Genomic DNA, 21,563 nt, shown 5'->3' with positions numbered 1-21,563 from the left:
GTCGTTATTTTCAGCTTACTACCTGCTCCTTTCCTTATCCCGAACTCAGGTTAAAATAGGCTTGGGTAAATTTTAGTTTTACTTACAGCAGCATACAAGTGTCAGCCACTCTTGGTTTGGAGATTCTATATCTGATACCACGGATCAATCCTCTTTATTAAAACAAAGATATTTATATATTTTTATCCTTTATTAAAATCAGGGTTTGAAAGAATTTTGGATTTTGAATCATTCAATCCAAAATCCAAAATCCAAAATCTAAAATTTAGCGATCCTGTGTATGAAATTATCCCATTGCCTTCTGAACATTAACTACTTCAACCTGCTGCACCTCTGGCAACAAACGCTTCATACCTTGCTTAACAAACCCCTGCAAAAAACCAATCTGCTGATTTTGCTGAAATACCTTTTGCAATGTTTGCCGCAAATTCTCCAAATTCAAACCAGTTCCAGAATCTATCGCTATTTCCTGCTGTTGGAAATACTCAACTAGACTTAACCCTGCGACTCTAGTCAGATAAGCTGCACTTACTCCTTGCACTACGCCACCAGCAACAAAGGTAACGGCATTACTTTTCAGAACAGTACTAATAGCCTTTGTAGAAAGTTCAACTAAACCCAATTTCAGCATCAAACTTCCCATTGTTCCAGCTACGGTTTGTGCCTGTTCTAGGGAAAATTTTTGCTGATAGATATTACCCAAATCCATTACCATTTGAGCATTAATTGCCGCAGTTGCCAGAATATCAAAGGCTGGTACTGGGTTAGCAAAGGCAGCAGCAGCAGCTATCCACTGATATTGTTCAATAATTGGGGTGGCGCGATCGCGTCTGGTTCCATTTAGCCAATTTTTCGCCTCAGCTTTCAACAACCCGGCTTTTCTCATGGTAGTTACCCAAACTAGCCGTTGTCCTTGCTGTGCTAAAACTTCACCCAACTGCTGCGTTAACTGCTGGATATCTGCTGCTGGTTGCTCCATCCACTCTTGCACAGAACCATCAGCTTCATGCTTCCGGACTTTGATGGCAATGGGAGAGGCCGCAGTTGCAACTACATTTCCCTGCATCCGCTGTTTCAAAGACAGCAAGATGTTGGCACTTTCATCGGTTAAATACTGGTCTTGTTTGTTGAAAACCAGCATATTAGGCTGATTTGCTGCCTTTAGCTGCTGTAAGGTTTGAAATTCTGAGTCTGTTAAATCACCGTTTGTCAGAAATAGAACGAAATCAGATTTTGCTACTTCTGCCAAAATAGCCGCATCTGAGTTTTCACCGACTTCTCTAAATAAAGGTGGTGTCTCTTGTAGAGATACGAAATTTTGTGTCTCTAGATTTTGTAGCACTTGAATTAGAGTGCTTTTACCGACGGATTTCCCGCCAGTCACAGCAACTTTAATTTTTTGCCTGTCTAATTCCAGCAACAATTGGGCAACTTGTTCTCTGAGTGTCTCTAAAGCTGGATGGTTTTCTGCTTCTTGTGCTAGTTGGTTAATTATAGTTTCAGTTTTAGCGATCGCACTTTCCACAGTCGCTCGGTCAACTACCATACCATCTAGCTGCTTTAAACTGTCTTTGGGGCGCTTTTGCTGGAATAACCACAAACCACCACCTACAGCTAAGGCACTCAACAAACCGAACTCACCCACCTGCAATATAGAATCGTGCCAACTGTCCAACATCCACAGGGAAAAGGAAAGTCCCAATCCTCCCACTAAAATTGGTCGCTGCAACTTCACAACCATGATTCTCCGCGCTTTTTGGATGGCTATTTCTTCCAGAATAGATCAAAATAAAACAAAACCCTGCAATCTTTACTGATTGTAGGGTTCTGTTTTATTTTTTATGTGGTGGCGGGAAGTGGATTTGAACCACTGACCTTCGGGTTATGAGCCCGACGAGCTACCAGGCTGCTCTATCCCGCGTCGCTCTTAACTTTTATAGCATAACCTATAGTCAAGAGTTTGGCAACTACAAAAATGATAATTCTCCAATTACTTCTAAACGCTTGTATTTTCCCAAGGTGACAAACTTTTCTGAGAGGCTTTCGGCGGCGCTGGGACTAATCCACCCCATCTGCTGAAGTAAATGAATAGCAACGGCATATTTTGCTCGTTTTGCCCCATCCATGACTTTGATTGCCAATCCCAAGCCTTCACCGAGTCTACCAATGCACTGCACTCCTTCGGCACCAGTTTTACTGACTAGTTCTCCTGGAGTTAAGCGCATCAGTTCCGTATCAAATTCTCCATCTCCTGCGACCATTGCGGGGTGATGAGTCATTGCACGAACAATGCGCTCCATATCCAAGTTGGTACTAGAGGCTAACAGTGCATACAAAGATGCCATGTGACCGAGTTGCATCAGATAAGTTGGTGCGCCACAGTCATCATGAGCGCTGATAAATTCTGCTGCTGGCATTCGCAGCAACTCTGCTACTTTGCCCAGAATCAACTGCTGGATTGGGTGCTTGCGATCCAAGTAGTTATTCAAGGGCCAATGGCGTTGCTGACAAACGGCTAACATTCCTGCATGTTTTCCAGAGCAATTGTATTCCAGAGGACTGCGTTTGCCTTCAGGAATTGGACACTGGAGTATGGTTGGATCGAGATCGGCCCGCCAAAGGATGTTAAATACCTGTCGGACTTGATCTACTCTTCCTTTATGAGAACTTGTGATAATTGCTAAGTCGCGATCGCTGAGTTGATAGCGTTCCAGTGTACCTGTGGTAGTTACTGCGAGTGCCTGAAATGGTTTGAGGGCTGAACGGATAAATGCAGCAGTTTCAGAATTTCCAGCAACGGTTAGAACCCGTCCTCGTTCGTCGCAGACAACAGCTTGGACTATATGCCTGGATTCAATAATACCTTCCCGCAGCAACCGGACTTCCAGTGCTGTGGCTTGAGTTCGTTTTCCCATTGTCATGGGTTTATATTTATCACCTTTTTTAATTAATTTAGTTATTGGTCATTGGTAATTAGTCCTTAGCTAATGACTAATGACCCTTCGGGTGACGCTCCTGCGTCGCTAACGCTGCGCTAACGCTGCGCTAACGCCAGTTGCTCATAAGGGAAACCCCCTTGGCGCTAGCCTCTCCCTTTGGGAGAAGACCGCACTGACTCACCAATGACCAATGACGCTTTAAAACAAATGCCAACCTATAGTACCAATAACGTACATTCCCGCCAAGCCAGCGAAGGTAAATTGTAACCGCCGCAGAATGGGTTTGATTTCGTATGAGACAATTAAGCGATCGCGGTTAAGGATTTCCTGTGGTTTAGTCCAAGTTTGACCATCGTACCAGCCGGACTCTTCATAAAATACTGTGGGACTACAAAGGCGATCACACACGTAGAACCAGCCTAAGTACAACCTTACTAGTATCAGCACTAACCCGACACTGGCTCCTGCTGCACCACAGAGAAGAAAATGTGCAATATACTTGTGAGGGGGAAAACTTGCCGCAGCTATAGGCCCTGCGAAAAGCCAAGATAAACCCCAAATCCAAACAAGTTTCGTGATATACTCGCGCCAATCTAAAGTAGTATCACGAAACAGCCAGGAAGTTTTTAACTCTTCGTATTCATTGAGTGGTTGTTGGTCTGTAGGAACTGGGCAATTAGAAACCGAAGACCTAATCATGTTGGCTTACCCTCACCTTCATCAGATTCTGGAAGGGAAATACGTTCTGCATGAATCCAGAACGCTTCTAAATTATAAAACTCCCGTTCCTTGGGCATCATGATATGAACGATCACATCACCGTAATCTTGTAGTACCCAACTACCCTCGACTTTTCCTTCTGTCCTTATGGGACGGCGTTGCAACTCAGTTTCGACTTTTCCTTCAATTGCTTGAGCGATCGCTCTGACCTGTACTCTAGAATAGCCAGTCATCATCACAAAGTAATCAGCTAGGTAAGATACCTCTGCTACTTTGAGCAATAAAATCTCACCTGCTTTGCGGTCTGATGCCGCAACAGCGATCGTTGCAGCTAATTTTTCGCTTGCCTCTTCGGTTTGGCCGTGGCTTATTACCGCACTCTTCGTCAGTGGGACAGATTGCAATGGGAAATTTCCTTGGAAATAATCAGTCATTAAACCTCAGGTGCTTTCTTCCTTTTGAAACAATTGTTGACATTTACTTACAAACAACGAACAATTGATCTGACAAATGGGTCAATAGGTTTTTTTGAATACTAACAAAAAAACAGGTGTCTATGCGATTAGTTTAATAATTGCCCGTTTAAATTTCGATATCCGCAACAGCTGATGGTTCTTGTGCAGCGATACAACCAATAGCTTTCCAACAGGAATTGAGAGCGAAAATAATTGCAGATTCATCAAAGAGCATAATATGTAATGTAAAGCTAGTAATTTGCAGGTAACTACTATATATCTACGCTTTATACTGACTCTCTGCTCAAAATTACGATACAACGCAGCATACTAATAACTGGTCTAGGAAAAGTGCGATTCTTTTATTATATACGCTTAAGTTAAGTATAAATACATAATTTGGGATCAATAACCCACGAGTTGAATGAAGTGAATCTGTGAGATTTTTAGTTCAACAATGCATCTGAAAATCTGCTTATCTATTACTATATCTATAATAGTAAAATTAGTTACCCTCAAACTTCCTACTACTTAGATTTGAGGGCATAATTGTAATTTCTATAGATGCAGCATAACTTTGCTGCAAAGATTAAACTTCTTGTTTTGTAACTATGCCTGTAGACTGAATTTCTCTACGTTCTGCTGTCAATGAGTAACACAAGGACTCATACTGATTTAAAGCTTGTTCAAAAGCATATTGCTCAACAGCATATTGGCGACTTTTGTAACCCAGAGTTTTGACTTTTTCGGGGTTTTTGTACAAATCTAAAATTGCCATCGCTAAAGCTTGGGGATCTTCTGGAGGAACGATAACTCCGCCGCCACTTTGCCTAATGGCTCTTGCTGCCGTACCATTGTCGGGTACAGAGGCAACTAAGGCCCCTCCACTAGCAAGTAGCACTTGAATTTTTGACGGCATATTGAAAGATACAACATTTTTCTTTTGCACCACTAAACCAACATCCGCAGCTGCCAACATTTGTGGTAAATGTTTACGGGGTTGAAATGGCAGTAACAACACATTATCTGCGCCGCAGTCTAGACATTCCTGTTGCAATCGCTGTAAACCTTTTGCCTCTCCAACGATGACAAAGACAATATCTGGGATATGGCGCAACACAGAAGCAGCTTTGACGACGCTTTCTAAGCCTTGGGTTAGGGCAATGTTACCAGAATACAGTACTACAAATTTGCCATTCAGATTATGTGCTGCACGGAAAGGGTTATCTTCTTTAGGCAAAGGGCGGATAAAATTTACATCAACCCAGTTGGGAATTTGTACAATTTTGTGAGCTTCTACGCCCTTAGCTCGCAAATTGTCCACAAATCCATCGGCGATGACGCTAATTTTACTGGCACTGCGGTAGGCAAATTTTTCTAATAATGTAAACAACTGGATAAGTAATTTATTTTTTAGCAGACCGACGTGGACGGCTGCTTCTGGTAATATATCTTGTAGATTTAAAATTACAGGACAAGCACGTAACCATCCTAGAAGTGCAACTGGTACACAACTTGGCAAGGATGGCGATGTTGAGAGGATCACATCTGGGCGCCAACCGAGAAGGGCGGGTACAAAACTAGTGACGACGAAACTCGCATCTAGTAACATCCGATCTAATAGGTTTGGTTGTGGACGAATCCAAACGTAACTGCGTTGAATTTGAACGCCATTTTTGTATTCGTTGACATACCATTTGCCCCGATATTCCTGGTAAATTTGCCGTTCAGGGTAGTTGGGCATAGCAGTAACTACGCGGACTTCATGTCCACGTTTCACTAGTCCCTCTGCTAATTCAGTCATCAGTGGGGCAATACCAATTGGCTCTGGATAGTAGTTGTAGGAGTAAATTAAAATCCGCATAAAAATTTATTCTCAAGTACCCCGGTTTTTTATTTAGTGACAAATATTTGTCTGAAATATCATTTGGGCTTGGAAACCCCTATATTTAATTGTGACTCTAGACTCTTTTTCTGTCAGGTATTTTCCTTAAAGATTGAGTAAACTTTGAGATGTAATACTTAGGGAAGCTGTGAAATTTTTTTACTATTTAAGCAGTTTTGAAATTGTTCTTTTTTGATTGGTACTTACGTAGAAGCCCTAAGTGTATTAGTTTTTGCCAAATATGAAATCAAAATTGGGATAGTTAGTATTAGCTTTCCCTATAAGTTACGTACATAACCCATTTTTCTTTAATCTGAATATTAATAAGATTTTTTGATCGTACTAGTCATGCAATGAGCGATCGCCCTTGTATTTTTTCTTTTTTTGCTGGCTCAGGTTTCCTCGATTTAGGTTTTGAAACCAGCGGTTTTAATATTGTTTATGTCAATGAAATTTTCGCTCCATTTATCGCCGCTTATCGCCATTCACGGGAAGTTCTAAAAATGCGATCGCCTGAATATGGATATAATCATGGTGAGGCAGGAGATGTAACAAAACTTATTATTGGAAAAGAAGCACAACACCTTCAAGAATTGGTCAAAGACAGCCGCAAATCTCATAATATAATTGGTTTCATTGGTGGGCCTCCCTGTCCTGATTTTTCTATTGGTGGAAAAAATAGAGGAAGTTTAGGAAATAATGGTAAACTTTCCGCTGCATATATTGAATTAATTTGCCGCAATCTTCCAGATTTCTTTTTATTTGAGAACGTTAAGGGTTTATGGAAGACAACAAAACACCGTTTATTTTTTGAATCGCTTAAGCAACAATTACATGAAGCAGGCTATATATTAACAGAGCGATTAATTAATACTATCGAATATGGCGTACCCCAGGATAGAGAAAGAATTATTCTAGTTGGTTTCAAAAATAATTTTCTTCAGGACAGAGGGATCAAAATCGGTAGTGAAAAGTTACTACATGAGCGATCTTTTCCTTGGAATAATTATATTTTATATCCTCGCGAAAAAGTTTTTGCTTACCCTTGGCGTAAGTGTGAAACATTCCAAGAAAATTCTCTAATACCTTGTCCTGATGACATACCTGAAGAATTAACAGTTGAATACTGGTTTATAAAAAATAAGGTTTTGAAACATCAAAATTCTGAAAACTGTTTTCAACCCAGAGCAGGGATCACAAAATTTGCTGCTATTGATGAAGGAGATGATTCTAAAAAATCTTTCAAGCGTCTGCATAGATGGCGTTACTCTCCGACAGCTTGCTATGGAAATAATGAAGTACATTTACATCCTTACAAAATCCGGCGAATTTCTGTAGCAGAAGCTTTAGCTATCCAATCTTTGCCTGCAAATTTTGTACTTCCAGATAGTATGTCACTCACTAATATGTTTAAAACTATTGGTAATGGTGTCCCATATTTGGCATCGCAGGCATTGGCTCAAACTATTATTAACTTCTTAGGAAATAGTGTAAAAAACACTCTTGATATTCCTAGTATTACTACTACTTAGCGTCAATTTAAATACTTGCAGTAATTCCGGGATATCTGTAAAGCCAATATTAAAGACAATTCAGCGGCTTGTTTTCAGGATAAACTCGTAATAAATATGGTTTAATATATATATAAGAAATGTTTTAATTTTTTATAAAGTTTAATAATCAATCACTGGCAGAAGACACGATGGCAGCAGACTATCCAGACATTGATCTTGCGCCATTTATCGATCACTCCCTGTTAATGCCAACGGCTACTCCAGAGCAGGTTGAGCAATGGTGTGAAGAAGCATATAGATTCAACTTTGCGGCGGTTTGTCTGTTCCCCGCTAATGTTAAGCAAGCAGTAGAACTCCTCCACGGTAAAAACCCGAAAGTCTGTACGGTGATTGGTTTTCCTTCTGGTGCAACGACTTCAGCGGTGAAACTGTATGAAGCTCAAGAAGCGGCGGATAGTGGGGCCACTGAGTTGGATGTAGTCATGAACTTGGGCTGGTTGAAAGCTGGCAAAACTGAAGAAGTCCACCGGGAGATTGCCGAAATTTGCGAAGAGACTGGACAAACAGTCAAGGTGATTTTGGAAACTAACCTGTTGACAGATGCAGAGAAAAAAATAGCTGCTGAAATAGCTATGGAGGCAGGAGCAACATTCTTAAAAACTAGTACTGGTTGGAATGGTGGTGCCACAGTGGCAGATGTGCGACTTTTGCAGGAATTGGCAAAAGAAAGGGTGGGAATTAAGGCTTCAGGTGGTATCCACACTATCAATCAAGCCCTAGACTTAATCGTAGCGGGTGCTACTAGATTAGGCACATCTCGCGGTATGGATTTGATCCGTCAGCGCGATAACCTGGGAAAGGGTGAATAGTCATTTGTCCTTTGTCATTTGTCCTACCCTGCGGGAAGCCGCAGAAGCGTCTATGTCATTTGTCCTAATCTAATGACCCTTGCTCAATGACTAATGGCTAAATAACTACTAATGACTAGTGACTAATGACTAATGAGTAATGAGTAGAACCTACAAAGCAACTGGTATTAATCTTAAAACCCAGGCGCTGGGAGAATCAGATAAAATAGTGACGATTTTGACACGAGAATTCGGTCTAATTCGAGCCGTGGCTCCAGGGTCACGTAAGCACAACTCCAGCCTGGGCGGTAGGAGTGGAATGTTTGTTGTGAATGAACTATTGATTGCCAAAGGGCGATCGCTTGATAAAATTACTCAAGCACAAACGTTAAAAACTTATCCTGGTTTAGCTAAAGATTTGGGAAAACTGGCTGCCAGTCAATATTTAGCAGAAATAGTTCTGTGTGAAGCTTTGAGCGAACAACCCCAAGAAGAACTTTATGATTTGTTCAATGAACATCTTCATCGCTTAGAGGCGGTGTCTAGTGCAAATCCATTTGGTGTTTTGGCTCATCTGGCTCATGGTGTATTTCACCTTTTAGCCTTAGCAGGACTGACACCACAAGTGCAAATCTGTTGCCTATCTCAACGTTCCCTTAAGCCAGACTTCACAGATCCCAACTGGCAGGTAGGATTTAGCATCCCTGCGGGTGGAACGGTTTCCTTAGAAGCTAGGGAACGTTTACGAAAAGAGGGGGAGAGGGAAATGAGGGCAGAGGGGCAGAGGAGCAGGGGAGCAGAGGAGCAGGGGGAGATTAATAACCAATTTCCTGTGCCTCATGCCCCATTTCCAATGACGCCAGTTGCTTCAACGGAGAGAACCTCCGCAACGCACTGGCTCCCCAATGCCCAAACAATTGTTGTACATCGGCAAGAAATACCTGTGATTTCTAGTCGTTTGGGTGCTATGCAACTAGCTTTGCTTCAACATCTGTCACAACCAGAGATAATGCAAATTGATGGTGCTAGAGATCATGACTGGTTATCTGTTGAGCAGATTTTGCGCCAGTATGCTCAGTATCAATTAGGTCGCCCTATCCGCTCTGCTACCTTGATCGACTCTTATTTTGCTGCCAACCATGATGCAACCGTCTGATTTGGATAAGAAAATCCTGCCTTTGTCACCAAGCCTCGCCAAAAAACAGAATAGGGTATCAGATCCTACAGTCAGGAATCACTTGAGTGCTGTTCCCAAGTGTACACCTAGTCAAATAAATGGCCAAGAAATGTCCCCAAAAGATGTTTCTCAAAACGATCAAAGTTGGACAGCGGAGATCCCAAAAACTGATGTTCCAAGCCAATCAGAAATACAATCAGAGGACAAATTAACTACTCCAGAGGTAGATAGCAATAGCGTTCCCAATGGGCGGAATTTGCCAGTAGACACTATCCCAGAAAAAGAATTACCGCAATTAGATGGCTCTGGTTCAGGTGGAGAAGCTATTGCAGGGAATGTAAAACAGTTAGGATTTTTACCTGTATTAAAAAATCCTAATTTCTTGGCTCTTTGGGGCGGTCAAGTTTTCTCTCAACTAGCAGATAAAGTTTATTTGGTACTGATGATTGCCTTGATTAATACTCAGTTTCAAGGAAGCAATCAGAGTATTAGTGGTTGGGTATCAGTCTTGATGATGGCTTTTACTATTCCAGCCGTATTGTTTGGTTCCGTTGCTGGCGTGTTTGTTGATCGCTGGTCGAAAAAGGCTGTACTGGTAGCAACAAATATTTGGCGCGGCATCCTAGTTTTGTCAATTCCCTTCTTGGTGTGGTTAACTCATGATTGGAAACCCATCGGATTGCTGCCAGTGGGTTTTGTAATCATCTTGGGTGTGACTTTTTTAGTTTCGACTTTGACACAGTTTTTTGCCCCGGCAGAACAGGCGGCAATTCCTTTAATTGTAGAAGAACAGCATTTACTCTCGGCTAATTCGCTTTACACAACAACGATGATGGCATCGGTGATTGTTGGGTTTGCCGTTGGAGAACCGTTGTTAGCGATCGCTGATGGACTTTGGCTGCAAATTGGTGGTAGTGGGAGTTTGGGCAAGGAACTTTTGGTAGGTGGCAGTTATGCGATCGCTGGAATAATTTTGTTCCTCCTCGCAACTAAAGAAAAACACCACCACCCCGATACAGAATTCCCTCACGTATTCTCTGACTTGCGAGACGGTTTTGCCTATCTCAAAGCAAATCATCGCGTCCGCAATGCTTTGCTTCAACTGATTATCTTGTTTTCTGTTTTTGCAGCATTAACTGTTCTAGCCGTTCGGATGGCAGAAATAATTCCCAATATGAAAGCCTCCCAGTTCGGCTTTTTACTAGCAGCTGGCGGTGTTGGCATCGCGGCTGGAGCAACAATTCTTGGTCAATTTGGTCAACGTTTCTCCTATACTCAGCTAAGTCTGTGCGGTTGTATGGGTATGGCAGCATCCCTGATTGGTCTGTCAGTATTTACAACTCAACTGTGGCTCGTATTGTTACTGGTGGCGCTAGTGGGCATCTTTGGGGCACTAGTGGGAATTCCTATGCAAACCGCAATCCAAACAGAAACACCTCCAGAAATGCGTGGTAAAGTTTTTGGCTTGCAGAACAATGTAATTAATATTGCCCTCTCCTTACCTTTAGCATTAGCTGGTGTCGCAGAAACCTTTCTGGGATTACAGGTAGTTTTTTTGGGATTAGCTGCGATCGTCTTTTCAGGAGGTATATTAACCTGGTATAACTCGCACAAGTAGTTATCAGCTAACAGTAGTTATTAATTATTACCTTGACGTAATTAATAATTTACTTAAAGCTTTTGTGTTCATGGTAAACTGTTGCCAGTGAAAATTTATCACATACTTGCCGGATATGAATCTGACATTAGTCAGAATAAGTTGTTTAAGTATTAGAAATTAACAACTTATAACTAAAATAAATAAAGCCATAAAACCACTGGTTTAATTAGCTGAAAATAAGCTTTTTAAACTAGTATAAAGTTATGGAAATTTTTAATAAATAAAAAACCAGCAAGTATAACTAGATAAAAGAAAAATCACAAAGGACACACAAGTAATAGATTAAACCCGCTTTTCTTACAGCTAAATAAAGAATGCGTATAGCCTGGATTGGAAAAAAATCACCCTTTTGCGGCAATGTCACCTACAGTCGAGAAATTACAAATGCCTTGCTAGATAGGGGACATCAAGTTAGCTTTCTTCACTTCGCCCAGGAAGAGTCTGAACCTGAGAATTGGCCAAATCTTCGAGAGGTTTCTCTACCTTTCATTTATAAGTCTCAGGTTTACACAATTCCCACTTTTAAAGCCACCAAAGTTTTAACCGATTCACTGCGGGAAATCAAACCAGATGTAGTCCATGCTTCCTTGACTTTATCTCCTCTAGACTTTTTTCTACCGGAAATCTGTGAGGAACTGAGGTTGCCTCTAGTTGCCACTTTTCACACGCCATTTGCTGGAAAGGGGGCAAAACTGGTATCGGGAACACAACTTTTGGCTTACCAGCTCTATGCGCCTTTTTTAGTTAACTACGATCGCGTGATTGTATTTTCCCAAATTCAGCGAGAATTATTAGCAGGGATGGGTGTCAGGGAAGAAAATATTGCCGTAATTCCCAACGGTGTTGATACTGCCAAGTATTCTCCAGGGTTTTCTCAAGTCAAAGCAGAATTTAAAGCCGAACGTTTATTTGTCTATCAGGGTCGCATAGCACCAGAAAAAAATGTTGAAGCCCTCCTCCGGGCTTGGAAGCAGTCAGCAATGGGGCCTGGTACTAAGTTGCTAATTGTTGGCGACGGCCCTTTAAAGTCTTCCTTAGAGCAATTTTATGGTTCCGAATATGGCATTATCTGGTTGGGATTTGTCGCTGATGAAGACCGACGGATCGAAATTTTGCGGGGCGCAGATGTATTTATTTTGCCTTCATTGGTAGAGGGTTTGTCCCTATCTCTGTTAGAAGGAATGTCATGTGGGTTGGCTTGTTTAGCGACAGACGTCGGTGCAGATGGAGAAGTATTGGAAAAGGGCGCAGGTATAGTTATTAGTACCAAAACAGCGCGATCGCAATTGAGAACCCTTTTACCAGTGTTGCAAGACCATCCTGAGTTAACAACCCTACTTGGGCAAAAAGCTAGACAGCGTGTATTAGACCGCTATACCCTTAGTAAAAATATTAGTCTGCTGGAAGAACTTTATAAAGGAGTTTTAGCACAGCGACCTTTACCACTAAGTCGTAGAGCGTAAGGAAAAGGAAGAAGTGCGATCGCATTGTAAATTATCAGATAGATGGGAATTTCTAATTCTTGTTTGGTACGACATTTTCCAATTTACCTATCGATCAATTAATTTTTGAATTATCCATTAAAGGCCATCCTAAACTGGTTGGCTGTTCATAAACCCGCTTTAGAGTATTTACATCTCTGGTAGAAATAGGCGACGGGTTACGAACTTGAGAAAAGTATAAAGCATCAGTTTCTAGCGGACTATGACCCCAAATTCCTAGCGCATGACCGAATTCGTGGCGGGCTGCTGCAATGAGATACTCACGTGTTTGACTAGGACTTATCAAGATGGTGAAGCGGTGGAATAAAATTTTGCTGCTGGTGTATAACTCGTAAGTAGTTTGTGCTGATCGCGCACGCGGTATATTACTACCAGGGGAAATTTGTAGAGGTGGCGTTTTTCGCGCGATCGTAATATCAGCAACTTTTGGCTGTTCGACTATTGTTAAAGGTAAATAAGTACTCCACTCCTGTACACCCTGTAATACAGCGTTAACCCATGCTTGAGCTTGTTTTTCGCTGACAGATTTTGGTGGTTCTACGTAAACTCGAACAGGAAATTGTGACCAGATTAAATAACCAACTTGGGTTGTTGTGACTTGTGAAAAGTAGTCACCACTGTTAGTGTTATCTCGCCACTGTGCCAGTGTGGGCGGTAAGGGATGAGGTTTTGGGGAAGTAGGGAGAGAAATTATTAAATCTGAATGTACATATTCTGGTATTATTGCAAACCCATTACTCAACTGGATATTAGTAAAAATAATTAACAGCCCTGTGCCAATAAACAAGGCAAGAGCTGTAATTAACCGTCGTGAAATTAAATTTATTAGGGTGTTAAGTATCGGGTGTTGGGTTTTTCTCCCCATTGACCTATCCTTATTTAGGCAGCCAACCGGCACTTAAAACTACTGTTAAACCGAGAAAAATTACTGTCAATGCCCAAGTAATTCGGTTTAAGGTGTTTTCTGCACTCTTGGTGCTGCTAAATAGCTGGGCTTGTCCACCAATGGCGCCAATACCATCACCTTTGGGACTATGCAGTAAAACCAAGATAATCAAACCAGTGGCGGAAAATGCCCAAATGCCTTGCACGATATTACTAACTGTCATGGTAGGAATCTCATTTATAACAAGTTTTAAAAACCAGAATTCAGGAGTCAGAATTCAAAAGTTAGGAGTTCACTAAAAACTCCTAACTCAAGCTCAGCACTCTTTTACAGCCCTACTTGCACGGGGGTGCGAGTACGTTGCAGCTCATATTCTGCTGTTTTCAGGAGCGATCGCCCGGTCATTTCTGGTGGCTGAGGCAGCTGTAAAATCTCTAGAATGGTGGGGGCAATGTCGGATAGCTTGCCATCGCTTCGCAGTTCGACATTTGTACCATATCCAGGGATTTTAACTCTCTCTCCTTCCACCAAGATGAAGGGGACTGGGTTAGTGGTATGAGCTGTCCAGGGATTACCCCCTTCATCTAGCATATACTCAGCGTTGCCGTGATCGGCAGTAATAAGTGTTGTGCCGCCGGCTTTGATAACGCTCTCTAACAAGCGTCCCAAACAGCGATCGACTGTTTCGATTGCTGTAATGGTAGCTTCGATTTGACCAGTATGCCCTACCATGTCTGGGTTGGCATAGTTAATCACAACTAGAGAATATGTACCCTTTTGAATCGCAGCGATCGCTACATCTGTAACTGCTGCTGCTGACATCGCTGGGGCGCGATCGTAAGTAGCTACCATTGGGCTGCTTACTAATTCTCGATCTTCTCCAACAAAAGGTTCCTCTAGACCCCCATTAAAGAAATAGGTGACGTGGGCATATTTTTCTGTTTCGGCGGTGCGGAACTGATTCAGACCATGATTAGCTATTACTTCTCCCAGAATATTACTGAGATTCTGCGGCTCAAAGGCTACAGCCACGGGTAAGTCTGAATCATACTGTGTAAACGTGACAAAAGACAGTGGTGTGATTTGCTGTCTTTCAAAACCGTTAAATGTGGGACTGACCAAAGCTTGAGTCAGTTGTCTGGAGCGATCGGGGCGGAAGTTGAAAAATATCACCCCATCCCCTGGTTCTATTGCGCCGGGTGCAATTCGGATGGGGTTGACAAATTCATCTTTTATCCCTTGGTCGTAAGATGCTTGCAAGACTTCCACAGCCTTGAGACCATTACCTACACTATCTTGTATCATCATGTCGTAGGCGCGTTTAACCCGATCCCAGCGGCGATCGCGATCCATCGCGTAGTAGCGACCGCTGAGGGTGACTATGCGTCCAATTCCTATGCGGTCTATATAATTTTGCAGCAGCGCGATCGCTCTTACACCGTCAGTTGGGGCGGTGTCACGACCATCGGTGATAGCGTGAATACAAACTTCTGGAATTCGCTGGTTCTTGGCTAAGTCAAGTAGTCCGAATAGATGGGTGATATGTGAATGTACCCCTCCCTCAGAACAAAGCCCTACTAGATGCAGCTTGCTATTCCGAGAACGAACTTCCTGGCAAATTTTGACGAGTGCTGGGTTTAAAGCAATAGAACCGTCTTCGACCGCATCAGAGATGCGTACCAGTTCTTGCGGTACAACTCGCCCAGCACCAATGTTCAAATGACCAACTTCCGAGTTGCCCATTTGACCATCTGGCAACCCTACAGCTTTTCCTGATGTGCGGATGAGGGTATGCGGGTAAGCTGCCCATAAACTTTCCACAATGGGAGTTTTAGCAGCAACAATAGCGTTTCCTCGCTTCTCCTCGCAGTAGCCCCATCCGTCTAAAATGACTAGCACCACAGGAGCAACAGGTGCTTTGGTCATAGTAAAATTGCCCTTTACTTTTTGTAATATCCGAATGATACCACTGCTAATCCACGCCGCAAGTGAATTTTTGCTTATTAATTTATTTTATGAAAGACTTACAGTTTTTTGAATGATTTTTTAAACTTTAGCGGTTTTTATATAATCTCGGCGATCGCTAATAACAAGTAATTACTTAGTAGTAGCATTTTAGCACTACTACTAAGTCCGTATTCAATCTTTTATTTCTTTTTACTGGAAGCTTTTGCAGCTTTTTTAGCAGCTTTTTCAGCAGCGATCGCAGCTAACTTTGCTTGTTCTTTTTCTTCGGCAATTTTTTGGAGATAGTAATGATAGTCTCCTAAGTAAACCCGGAATTCCCCATCACGAATCTCAACGATTTTATTAGCTACTTGAGAAATAAAGTAGCGATCGTGTGAAACTACAATTGCCGTACCGTCATAATTTTTGAGCGCTTCTTCCAGCATTTCCTTCGCTGGAATATCTAGGTGGTTTGTCGGCTCATCTAAAATTAGTAAGTTCGCGGGACGTAAGAGCATTTTTGCCAACGCCAAACGAGCTTTTTCTCCTCCACTTAATGCCCCAACTGCCTTAAATACAGTATCACCAGTGAATAAGAAGCGTCCTAAAAGCGTGCGGACTTCTTGATTATCCCAGTCTGGAACTTCATCATGGATAGTTTCCATAACAGTTTTCTTCAAATCCAAAGCTTCAGCTTGATTTTGCTCAAAGTAACCGGGAATAACGTTATGATCCCCTAATTTAACGCTACCTTCTGTGGGTGGTTCCATACCCATAATTACGCGCAGAAGGGTAGATTTTCCAGCACCGTTGGGGCCAAGAAAAGCAATGCGATCGCCTCTTTCAATTAGCAGATTTGCTGCCAAAAACAAGATTTTATCACCATAAAGATGAGTTAAATCTTGAATTTCTACTACCTCGCGTCCACTGCGGGGTGCAGGGGGAAAACGGAAATGTAGAGTTCTTACCCCAGCAATGGGTGCTTCAATGCGCTCAATTTTTTCTAGTTGCTTTTCCCGGCTTTTTGCCTGAGTACTGCGGGTAGCACTGGCGCGGAATCTATCAACAAAGGTTTGCTGTTTTTCTAATTCTTTCTGTTGGCGTTCGTAAGCACTCAGTTGTGCTGATTGACTTTCGGCTTTTTGTTCCAAATATGCCGAGTAGTTACCAAGGTAAGTAGTGGAAACGCCACGTTCAGTTTCCACAATTTGGGTGCAGAGGCGGTCAAGGAACTCCCGGTCATGAGAGACTATTACCATCGGCGTAATCAGCCCTCTGAGGTAATTTTCCAACCACTCAATAGTTTCTAAATCTAGGTGGTTAGTCGGTTCATCCAGCAGCAACAAGTCAGGTTTTTGCAGCAGGATTTTACCCAAACTCATCCGCATTTGCCAACCACCACTGAAGGCACTGACGAGGCGATCGCCATCTTCTAGCCCAAACCCCATCTCTGGTAAAATTTTCCCGATGCGTGCATCTAAGTTGTAGCCGTCTAAGGCTTCAAATTTGCGCTGCAACCGATCCAACTTGGCGATCAGTCGATCCAGTTCCTCTGGACTAGCCGTTTCCATCTCTTGTGGTATGTGCGCCAGAGATAACTGTACTTCGTTGGCTTCTTTGAAGACAGTCCAAAATTCTTCTCTAACGGTGCGGGTAGGGTCTACTTCAAACTCTTGGTTGAGGTAGGCTATATGTAAGCTATTAGGACGGATAATTTCGCCTGCGGTGGGTTCAATTTCCCCAGAAATGATTTTGAGTTGGGTAGATTTTCCAGCACCGTTGACACCGACTAAGCCAATGCGATCGCCTGGTTTAACTTCCCAGTTGATATCTTTGAGAACTTCGCCTGTGGGATAAATTTTACTTATATGTTCTAGTCGCAGCATTAAGTTTCTCTCAGGTAGGGAGTGGGTGGTTGAGGACGAAGTACTAACACCGCCTCTAATATTAACAAAAATTAACTATAAATTCGTCGTGATCAAGGTTGGAAGCCGCAAACCAAATTTGGCTTGAGCCACGGATAAAATTTACCACATCTATCTCAAGGCTGGCTTTGTGTTACTTGTCTAACTTCTTCGACACTGAAATCAAATGCCTCAGCTACTTGTTCCACTGTCACCCCCAATTTTAATAAGGTGGGTATTAATTTTAATTTGGCTCTACGCTCCCCTATTTGGATGCCATCATGATAGAGTTTCGCGTTTTGAACTTGGTTTATAGTTAAACCTAATCCCTCCGCAACTTGCTCAATAGTTAAAGCTAAATCTAGTAGACGAGGTACTGATTGCCGTAAACCTTCCAAACGCCCTTCTTCAAATGCTTCTTGATAAACTTTTGTATCTTTGAAACTCATAGTTCCTATGTTGTAGTCCACCAATTCCTCTACTCCTTGATCAGAAGAATCCTACTGCGCGGCTTGTCTGACTTGTTCGACACTCAAATCTAGCGCCTGTGCTACTTGTTCTACAGTCAACCCGGCTGCCAACATTGCTGGTACTGCTCTGAGTTTACCTTGCTCAATGCCTTGAACCTTACCTTGTTCAATGCCTTGTTCGATGCCTTGAACCTTACCTTGTTCAACACCCTCCTGAAAGGCTTCTTGATAAAATCTGGTTTGCTTTAACTCGCTTAATCCAAACATTTCCTCCATCTCCTCCCTACTCATTGTGGGAAATTTATAAGCCAAAATAGTCTCTATAAATTGTAATAATTGCTGCTGTTTTGGTGGTGAGCTTATCTCTGATTTGGTTCTGTCTATCAACTCCCTTGCTTGTGCGATCGCTATATCGTCGGTTGCAATTACTAATTTAGCAGTTGCAATGCCAATTGGAAGCGATGCACCTTCACCTAATTCATCCAAATAAATGCGCCTGACACGTCCACTTGTGAAAAACTCACAGTAATGTTTGATATCTCCTGTATCTACATTCCGGTTTGGGTATAAAACCACAGCACCCCAGTCATTTAATGGTTGATTCTGACGGAGGTATAAACATATTTCTGCAATTAGCCGTGAATAAATTTCCCCATCTGCTTGAAATTGCACTTCAACAAAGTAAATCTGGTTTTCACTTCCTTGTGTAGGCAGAAACACACCATCGATTCTGAAGGCTGTTTGTTTGATTTCAACTGATGAAAATTGATAAAGGCTAGCTGATTCTGGAGGATTACCAATAAGTTCAAAAAAGATATCAGGGAATTCTTGAAACAGCCGATAAAAAATGATGTCTGTTTTCACAATTTTATATCATTTGAAAATTTTGATTTGCTGTTCATGTGTTAATTGTTTCTTCAGAACCATCTCGCACTTTCAGCAATTGCTCTTTTGCCATCCCTAATATACGTGAAAGGGGCGCTAAAAAACTATCATCAAATGCTTCTCCAGCATAAATATTATTCAGTTCAGTCGGAGATAATTTAAAGGTATCGCAGAATTTAGCAAACTCCTGATTACTCAAATCAAGCTCTTTTTGCCTATCCTGAAGTAAAACTGCGATCGCTCTAGTTCCATGCTTGGGACGCTCACTAGTTTTTACATATTTTTCCATTAAATAATTAACTTTTCTGGTATCGCCACCGATTTTTTTAATTAAATCAGTACAAGCCATTTTTAGTGCTTTCTTTAAAACTTCTTCTTCATTTAAAATTTTAATAATTTCATTGGCATAATCTGGTTGAAAAAATCCCACCAAATTGCCTTGATGATAAACTGGTATATAAGGATTATTCGTTTCAACTTGCCAATCTAAAGGCTCATTGCGTAGCGACATAGCTGCACCCCTAAATATTTTAAGATTGCACCATTTTAAAACCATTTATTCCTTAACTGCCAGTAAAATACGCTAGCCCTGGCGATTATAAATCGCAGCTATACAAACAAAACCCACGGAGGTGGGTTTCAACTTGCTGGAGTCCACGCAAACGGACTTAGTTTGTGCAGCCATTACGTATTTATACCAAAACCTTTAACTCAGCCAAAATGAGCGATCGCCTTGCTCATCACCAAATGGCTAAAAGCTTACCAGAGAAAGGTTTGGTAGTGTTGTGAGGCTGTTGTTAGATATTCAAGCATAATGGGCATACTGTAAATATCAAGCGAGTAGTATAGAAAGAGGGTAAACAGTATGTTGACGATAACGTGGCAAGAAGAGATTGCATCCTTAAAACAAGATTTGAACAAGGAAATAAATAAAATTTCAAGTTTTCCAAAGATTATTGTATTTAATCATATTTACATCAATAACCTGAAATCTAAACTAGAACGATTAGAAGAAATCGAGAAAATCCTTAGTATAGATAAATATAATATTGTTTTCATAGGTACTATTGGACAAGGAAAGACTACAGCTATTTGTCATCTTTTTAACTTAATAAGTAATTTTAATGTTTCCAAGACTATTGCTGGTAAACCTCGGAATGTAACCGAAACTAAAGAGTTATTATCAACAGGGGCGGGAAAAACTACTATATGTGAAGTCATTATAAAAGCTGCGGAAAAAACTTATATAGAGATAGAGCCTTATACACTAGATGAGATGAAAAATATTATTTTCGAGTTCTGCGACTCTATTGCTAATAAAGATAATCCTCAGACAGATCAAAATATAACTATTTCTAAGGAAATTGAAAGGGCTATTAGAAATGTTATCAAAATGAAATTATACTATAAAACAATTTCTGATGGCGATAAAAAGAAAACAGAAATAATTGATCAAGCTAAGGAGGAGTTTGATCAATTAGGATTAGTTGAACTCAAAAGGATTGCATTGAATAACGCAAACCTTAAATCTAGAACTACGAATAGAATTGAATGTGACAATCAGAATAATGAGCGAGAGTGGATAAAAAACACCTTTGCTGCTATCAATACTGCTGAGTTCAATGAATTTGCTATTCCGAGAAAAATATATCTTTATGTTAGTTATGATGTTTTATCTGGCTCAAACTTGTCTCAGTTCGATTCAGTTGTTGATACCAAAGGACTTGATGAGAACCCAATTCGTCAAGATTTGCAGAAATATATTGAAAGTCAGGATACTATCTGTCTCTTTGTAACTTCCTTCAAAGATGCTCCTGAAGCTAATATTCGCAAATTAATAGGTTATCACCTTACATCTAAATCCAAAGACTTTCATCATAGATTTGTAACTTTGGTATTGCCTTACAAAAAGGAACCTGAAAAAGTGAATGGATGTGATGAAAATTGGGATTTAGGAATTGAAATTAGAAAAAAGGAAATTCAAGATACATTCAGAAATTCAAACTTAGATTTCTTCCTAGAAAATATTTTATTCTATGATGCTTTGAGGTACTATCGTGATGATATAGTCAAACTAAATACTGACATTTACAGTGAAGAAGATGTACAGGCAGATAAAAATGAATTCATCGAAGCTATAGCGGGTGTAGTAGAACGTAGACGAAATATTTTATTGGACGAAATCAAAGATATTACAGAAAGCTTTACGAGAATAAAAAATGGTGATGCCTTGACAGTACCAGAAATAAAGGCGATTGAAAATGCCATTCATCAAATAAAAGATTTACGGTACTTGAATAAAAGAGTACCTAGTTTTGTTTATAAAGATGAAGAACAAGGTTTTGTTGCTAAGTATGTTGAATACTATCGTACTCTTTATAAAGCATGGAATACTAAACACGCTATCCATCTAAACTTCGGTTACTATGAACCAAGGAATATAGACATATATTATGATATGAGGGTTTTTGCTGAAGGAATAAATGAAGATGAAATGTTGAAAAAATTTACTAAGCAAGCAAAGCAGGAACTAGAAAATATCCTTAATGAGCTTACATCTGCAAATGAGTATTTAAAAACATTTATTCCTGAATTACTTATACAATACAACTCATTCTATGACGATTTTATAAGTAAAGTAGGGGTAGAAATTCAAGAGGAAGCTAAAAGGAAACTATCACCTCAAAAAGAAGATTATAGATTCTGGACGGCTCTAATTGAGGAAAAGGGTAAGGTAAGACCTCCAGGTATAACCTATACAGATAACGTAT

The 21,563-nt window shown here is 41.0% G+C and carries 18 protein-coding genes and 1 tRNA gene; 6 read left to right on the top strand and 13 right to left on the bottom strand.

Going from position 1 to position 21,563, the window contains the following annotated elements; genetic code table 11:
- Nucleotides 1–286: 286 nt before the first annotated feature.
- The 6 genes from RMY16_RS29505 to RMY16_RS29480 form a co-directional block, all read right to left on the bottom strand.
- On the bottom strand, nt 287–1,741 hold the full coding sequence (locus RMY16_RS29505; protein WP_322739350.1) for a YcjF family protein: 1,455 nt from the start codon (nt 1,739–1,741) through the stop codon (nt 287–289).
- A 103-nt stretch (nt 1,742–1,844) separates the two neighbouring features.
- Nucleotides 1,845–1,921, bottom strand: a tRNA-Met gene (locus RMY16_RS29500).
- A gap of 46 nt (nt 1,922–1,967) precedes the next feature.
- Nucleotides 1,968–2,921, bottom strand: a complete 954-nt coding sequence (locus RMY16_RS29495) for an asparaginase (RefSeq protein WP_322739349.1) — start codon at nt 2,919–2,921, stop codon at nt 1,968–1,970.
- A 216-nt stretch (nt 2,922–3,137) separates the two neighbouring features.
- Nucleotides 3,138–3,638, bottom strand: coding sequence for a CGLD27 family protein (locus RMY16_RS29490; protein WP_322667279.1), 501 nt, complete (start codon nt 3,636–3,638; stop codon nt 3,138–3,140).
- A complete protein-coding gene (gene rsfS / locus RMY16_RS29485; RefSeq protein ID WP_322667277.1) occupies nt 3,635–4,093 on the bottom strand; it encodes a ribosome silencing factor in 459 nt (152 codons plus the stop codon). Before rsfS ends, RMY16_RS29490 begins: the two co-directional genes overlap by 4 nt.
- Before the next feature lie 610 nt (nt 4,094–4,703).
- Nucleotides 4,704–5,978 carry a glycosyltransferase family 4 protein gene (locus RMY16_RS29480; protein ID WP_322739348.1) on the bottom strand — a complete coding sequence of 425 codons (1,275 nt, stop codon included), beginning with the start codon at nt 5,976–5,978 and terminating at the stop codon, nt 4,704–4,706.
- Nucleotides 5,979–6,352: 374 nt separating this feature from the next.
- Here RMY16_RS29480 and RMY16_RS29475 point away from each other — a divergent pair, with 374 nt between their 5' ends.
- The 5 genes from RMY16_RS29475 (at nt 6,353) to RMY16_RS29455 (ending at nt 12,661) form a co-directional block, all read left to right on the top strand.
- Nucleotides 6,353–7,531, top strand: a complete 1,179-nt coding sequence (locus RMY16_RS29475; RefSeq protein ID WP_322739347.1) for a DNA cytosine methyltransferase — start codon at nt 6,353–6,355, stop codon at nt 7,529–7,531.
- 170 nt (nt 7,532–7,701) lie between these two features.
- On the top strand, nt 7,702–8,382 hold the full coding sequence (gene deoC, locus RMY16_RS29470) for a deoxyribose-phosphate aldolase (protein ID WP_322739346.1): 681 nt from the start codon (nt 7,702–7,704) through the stop codon (nt 8,380–8,382).
- 139 nt (nt 8,383–8,521) lie between these two features.
- Complete coding sequence (gene recO / locus RMY16_RS29465) at nt 8,522–9,517, top strand: DNA repair protein RecO (RefSeq protein WP_322739345.1); 996 nt, start codon at nt 8,522–8,524, stop codon at nt 9,515–9,517.
- Entirely contained in the window at nt 9,504–11,156 is a 1,653-nt protein-coding gene (locus tag RMY16_RS29460; RefSeq protein ID WP_322739351.1) for an MFS transporter, read from the top strand. Before recO ends, RMY16_RS29460 begins: the two co-directional genes overlap by 14 nt.
- A 356-nt stretch (nt 11,157–11,512) precedes the next feature.
- Nucleotides 11,513–12,661, top strand: coding sequence for a glycosyltransferase family 4 protein (locus RMY16_RS29455; RefSeq protein WP_322669264.1), 1,149 nt, complete (start codon nt 11,513–11,515; stop codon nt 12,659–12,661).
- A 94-nt stretch (nt 12,662–12,755) separates the two neighbouring features.
- On the opposite strand, the gene RMY16_RS29450 is transcribed toward RMY16_RS29455, so the two are convergent.
- The 7 genes from RMY16_RS29450 to RMY16_RS29420 form a co-directional block, all read right to left on the bottom strand.
- Nucleotides 12,756–13,565, bottom strand: coding sequence for a peptidase (locus RMY16_RS29450; protein ID WP_322739344.1), 810 nt, complete (start codon nt 13,563–13,565; stop codon nt 12,756–12,758).
- Nucleotides 13,566–13,575: 10 nt separating this feature from the next.
- Complete coding sequence (gene secG, locus RMY16_RS29445; protein WP_118167599.1) at nt 13,576–13,809, bottom strand: preprotein translocase subunit SecG; 234 nt, start codon at nt 13,807–13,809, stop codon at nt 13,576–13,578.
- Nucleotides 13,810–13,913: 104 nt separating this feature from the next.
- Nucleotides 13,914–15,512 carry a 2,3-bisphosphoglycerate-independent phosphoglycerate mutase gene (gene gpmI / locus RMY16_RS29440; protein WP_322739343.1) on the bottom strand — a complete coding sequence of 533 codons (1,599 nt, stop codon included), beginning with the start codon at nt 15,510–15,512 and terminating at the stop codon, nt 13,914–13,916.
- Between the two features lie 221 nt (nt 15,513–15,733).
- Nucleotides 15,734–17,419, bottom strand: coding sequence for an ABC-F family ATP-binding cassette domain-containing protein (locus RMY16_RS29435; protein ID WP_322739342.1), 1,686 nt, complete (start codon nt 17,417–17,419; stop codon nt 15,734–15,736).
- Between the two features lie 155 nt (nt 17,420–17,574).
- Nucleotides 17,575–17,886, bottom strand: coding sequence for a hypothetical protein (locus RMY16_RS29430; RefSeq protein WP_322739341.1), 312 nt, complete (start codon nt 17,884–17,886; stop codon nt 17,575–17,577).
- Between the two features lie 51 nt (nt 17,887–17,937).
- Nucleotides 17,938–18,771, bottom strand: a complete 834-nt coding sequence (locus RMY16_RS29425) for an Rpn family recombination-promoting nuclease/putative transposase (RefSeq protein ID WP_322739340.1) — start codon at nt 18,769–18,771, stop codon at nt 17,938–17,940.
- 34 nt (nt 18,772–18,805) lie between these two features.
- Nucleotides 18,806–19,303: a hypothetical protein gene (locus RMY16_RS29420; RefSeq protein WP_322739339.1), complete on the bottom strand. Its 498-nt coding sequence runs from the start codon at nt 19,301–19,303 to the stop codon at nt 18,806–18,808.
- Nucleotides 19,304–19,657: 354 nt separating this feature from the next.
- Between RMY16_RS29420 and RMY16_RS29415 the strand changes: the two genes are divergently transcribed.
- Nucleotides 19,658–21,563 (top strand): hypothetical protein (locus RMY16_RS29415; RefSeq protein ID WP_322739338.1); only part of this gene is annotated, 1,906 nt, incomplete at its 3' end.

The organism is Nostoc sp. DedQUE12b (assembly GCF_034530835.1).
Taxonomy (GTDB): Bacteria; Cyanobacteriota; Cyanobacteriia; order Cyanobacteriales; family Nostocaceae; genus Nostoc.
The sequence above is the reverse complement of the archived record's forward strand: the minus strand, read 5'-3'. Positions and strand labels throughout refer to the sequence as shown.

Coding starts and splice junctions, on each gene's coding strand:
- RMY16_RS29495 (WP_322739349.1), bottom strand. CDS start 2,921: ATGACAATGGGAAAACGAACTCAAGCCACAGCACTGGAAGTCCGGTTG.
- RMY16_RS29505 (WP_322739350.1), bottom strand. CDS start 1,741: ATGGTTGTGAAGTTGCAGCGACCAATTTTAGTGGGAGGATTGGGACTT.
- rsfS (WP_322667277.1), bottom strand. CDS start 4,093: ATGACTGATTATTTCCAAGGAAATTTCCCATTGCAATCTGTCCCACTG.
- recO (WP_322739345.1), top strand. CDS start 8,522: ATGAGTAGAACCTACAAAGCAACTGGTATTAATCTTAAAACCCAGGCG.
- RMY16_RS29480 (WP_322739348.1), bottom strand. CDS start 5,978: ATGCGGATTTTAATTTACTCCTACAACTACTATCCAGAGCCAATTGGT.
- gpmI (WP_322739343.1), bottom strand. CDS start 15,512: ATGACCAAAGCACCTGTTGCTCCTGTGGTGCTAGTCATTTTAGACGGA.
- RMY16_RS29460 (WP_322739351.1), top strand. CDS start 9,504: ATGCAACCGTCTGATTTGGATAAGAAAATCCTGCCTTTGTCACCAAGC.
- RMY16_RS29450 (WP_322739344.1), bottom strand. CDS start 13,565: ATGGGGAGAAAAACCCAACACCCGATACTTAACACCCTAATAAATTTA.
- RMY16_RS29490 (WP_322667279.1), bottom strand. CDS start 3,638: ATGATTAGGTCTTCGGTTTCTAATTGCCCAGTTCCTACAGACCAACAA.
- secG (WP_118167599.1), bottom strand. CDS start 13,809: ATGACAGTTAGTAATATCGTGCAAGGCATTTGGGCATTTTCCGCCACT.
- RMY16_RS29435 (WP_322739342.1), bottom strand. CDS start 17,419: ATGCTGCGACTAGAACATATAAGTAAAATTTATCCCACAGGCGAAGTT.
- RMY16_RS29420 (WP_322739339.1), bottom strand. CDS start 19,303: ATGTCGCTACGCAATGAGCCTTTAGATTGGCAAGTTGAAACGAATAAT.
- RMY16_RS29455 (WP_322669264.1), top strand. CDS start 11,513: ATGCGTATAGCCTGGATTGGAAAAAAATCACCCTTTTGCGGCAATGTC.
- deoC (WP_322739346.1), top strand. CDS start 7,702: ATGGCAGCAGACTATCCAGACATTGATCTTGCGCCATTTATCGATCAC.
- RMY16_RS29430 (WP_322739341.1), bottom strand. CDS start 17,886: ATGAGTTTCAAAGATACAAAAGTTTATCAAGAAGCATTTGAAGAAGGG.
- RMY16_RS29475 (WP_322739347.1), top strand. CDS start 6,353: ATGAGCGATCGCCCTTGTATTTTTTCTTTTTTTGCTGGCTCAGGTTTC.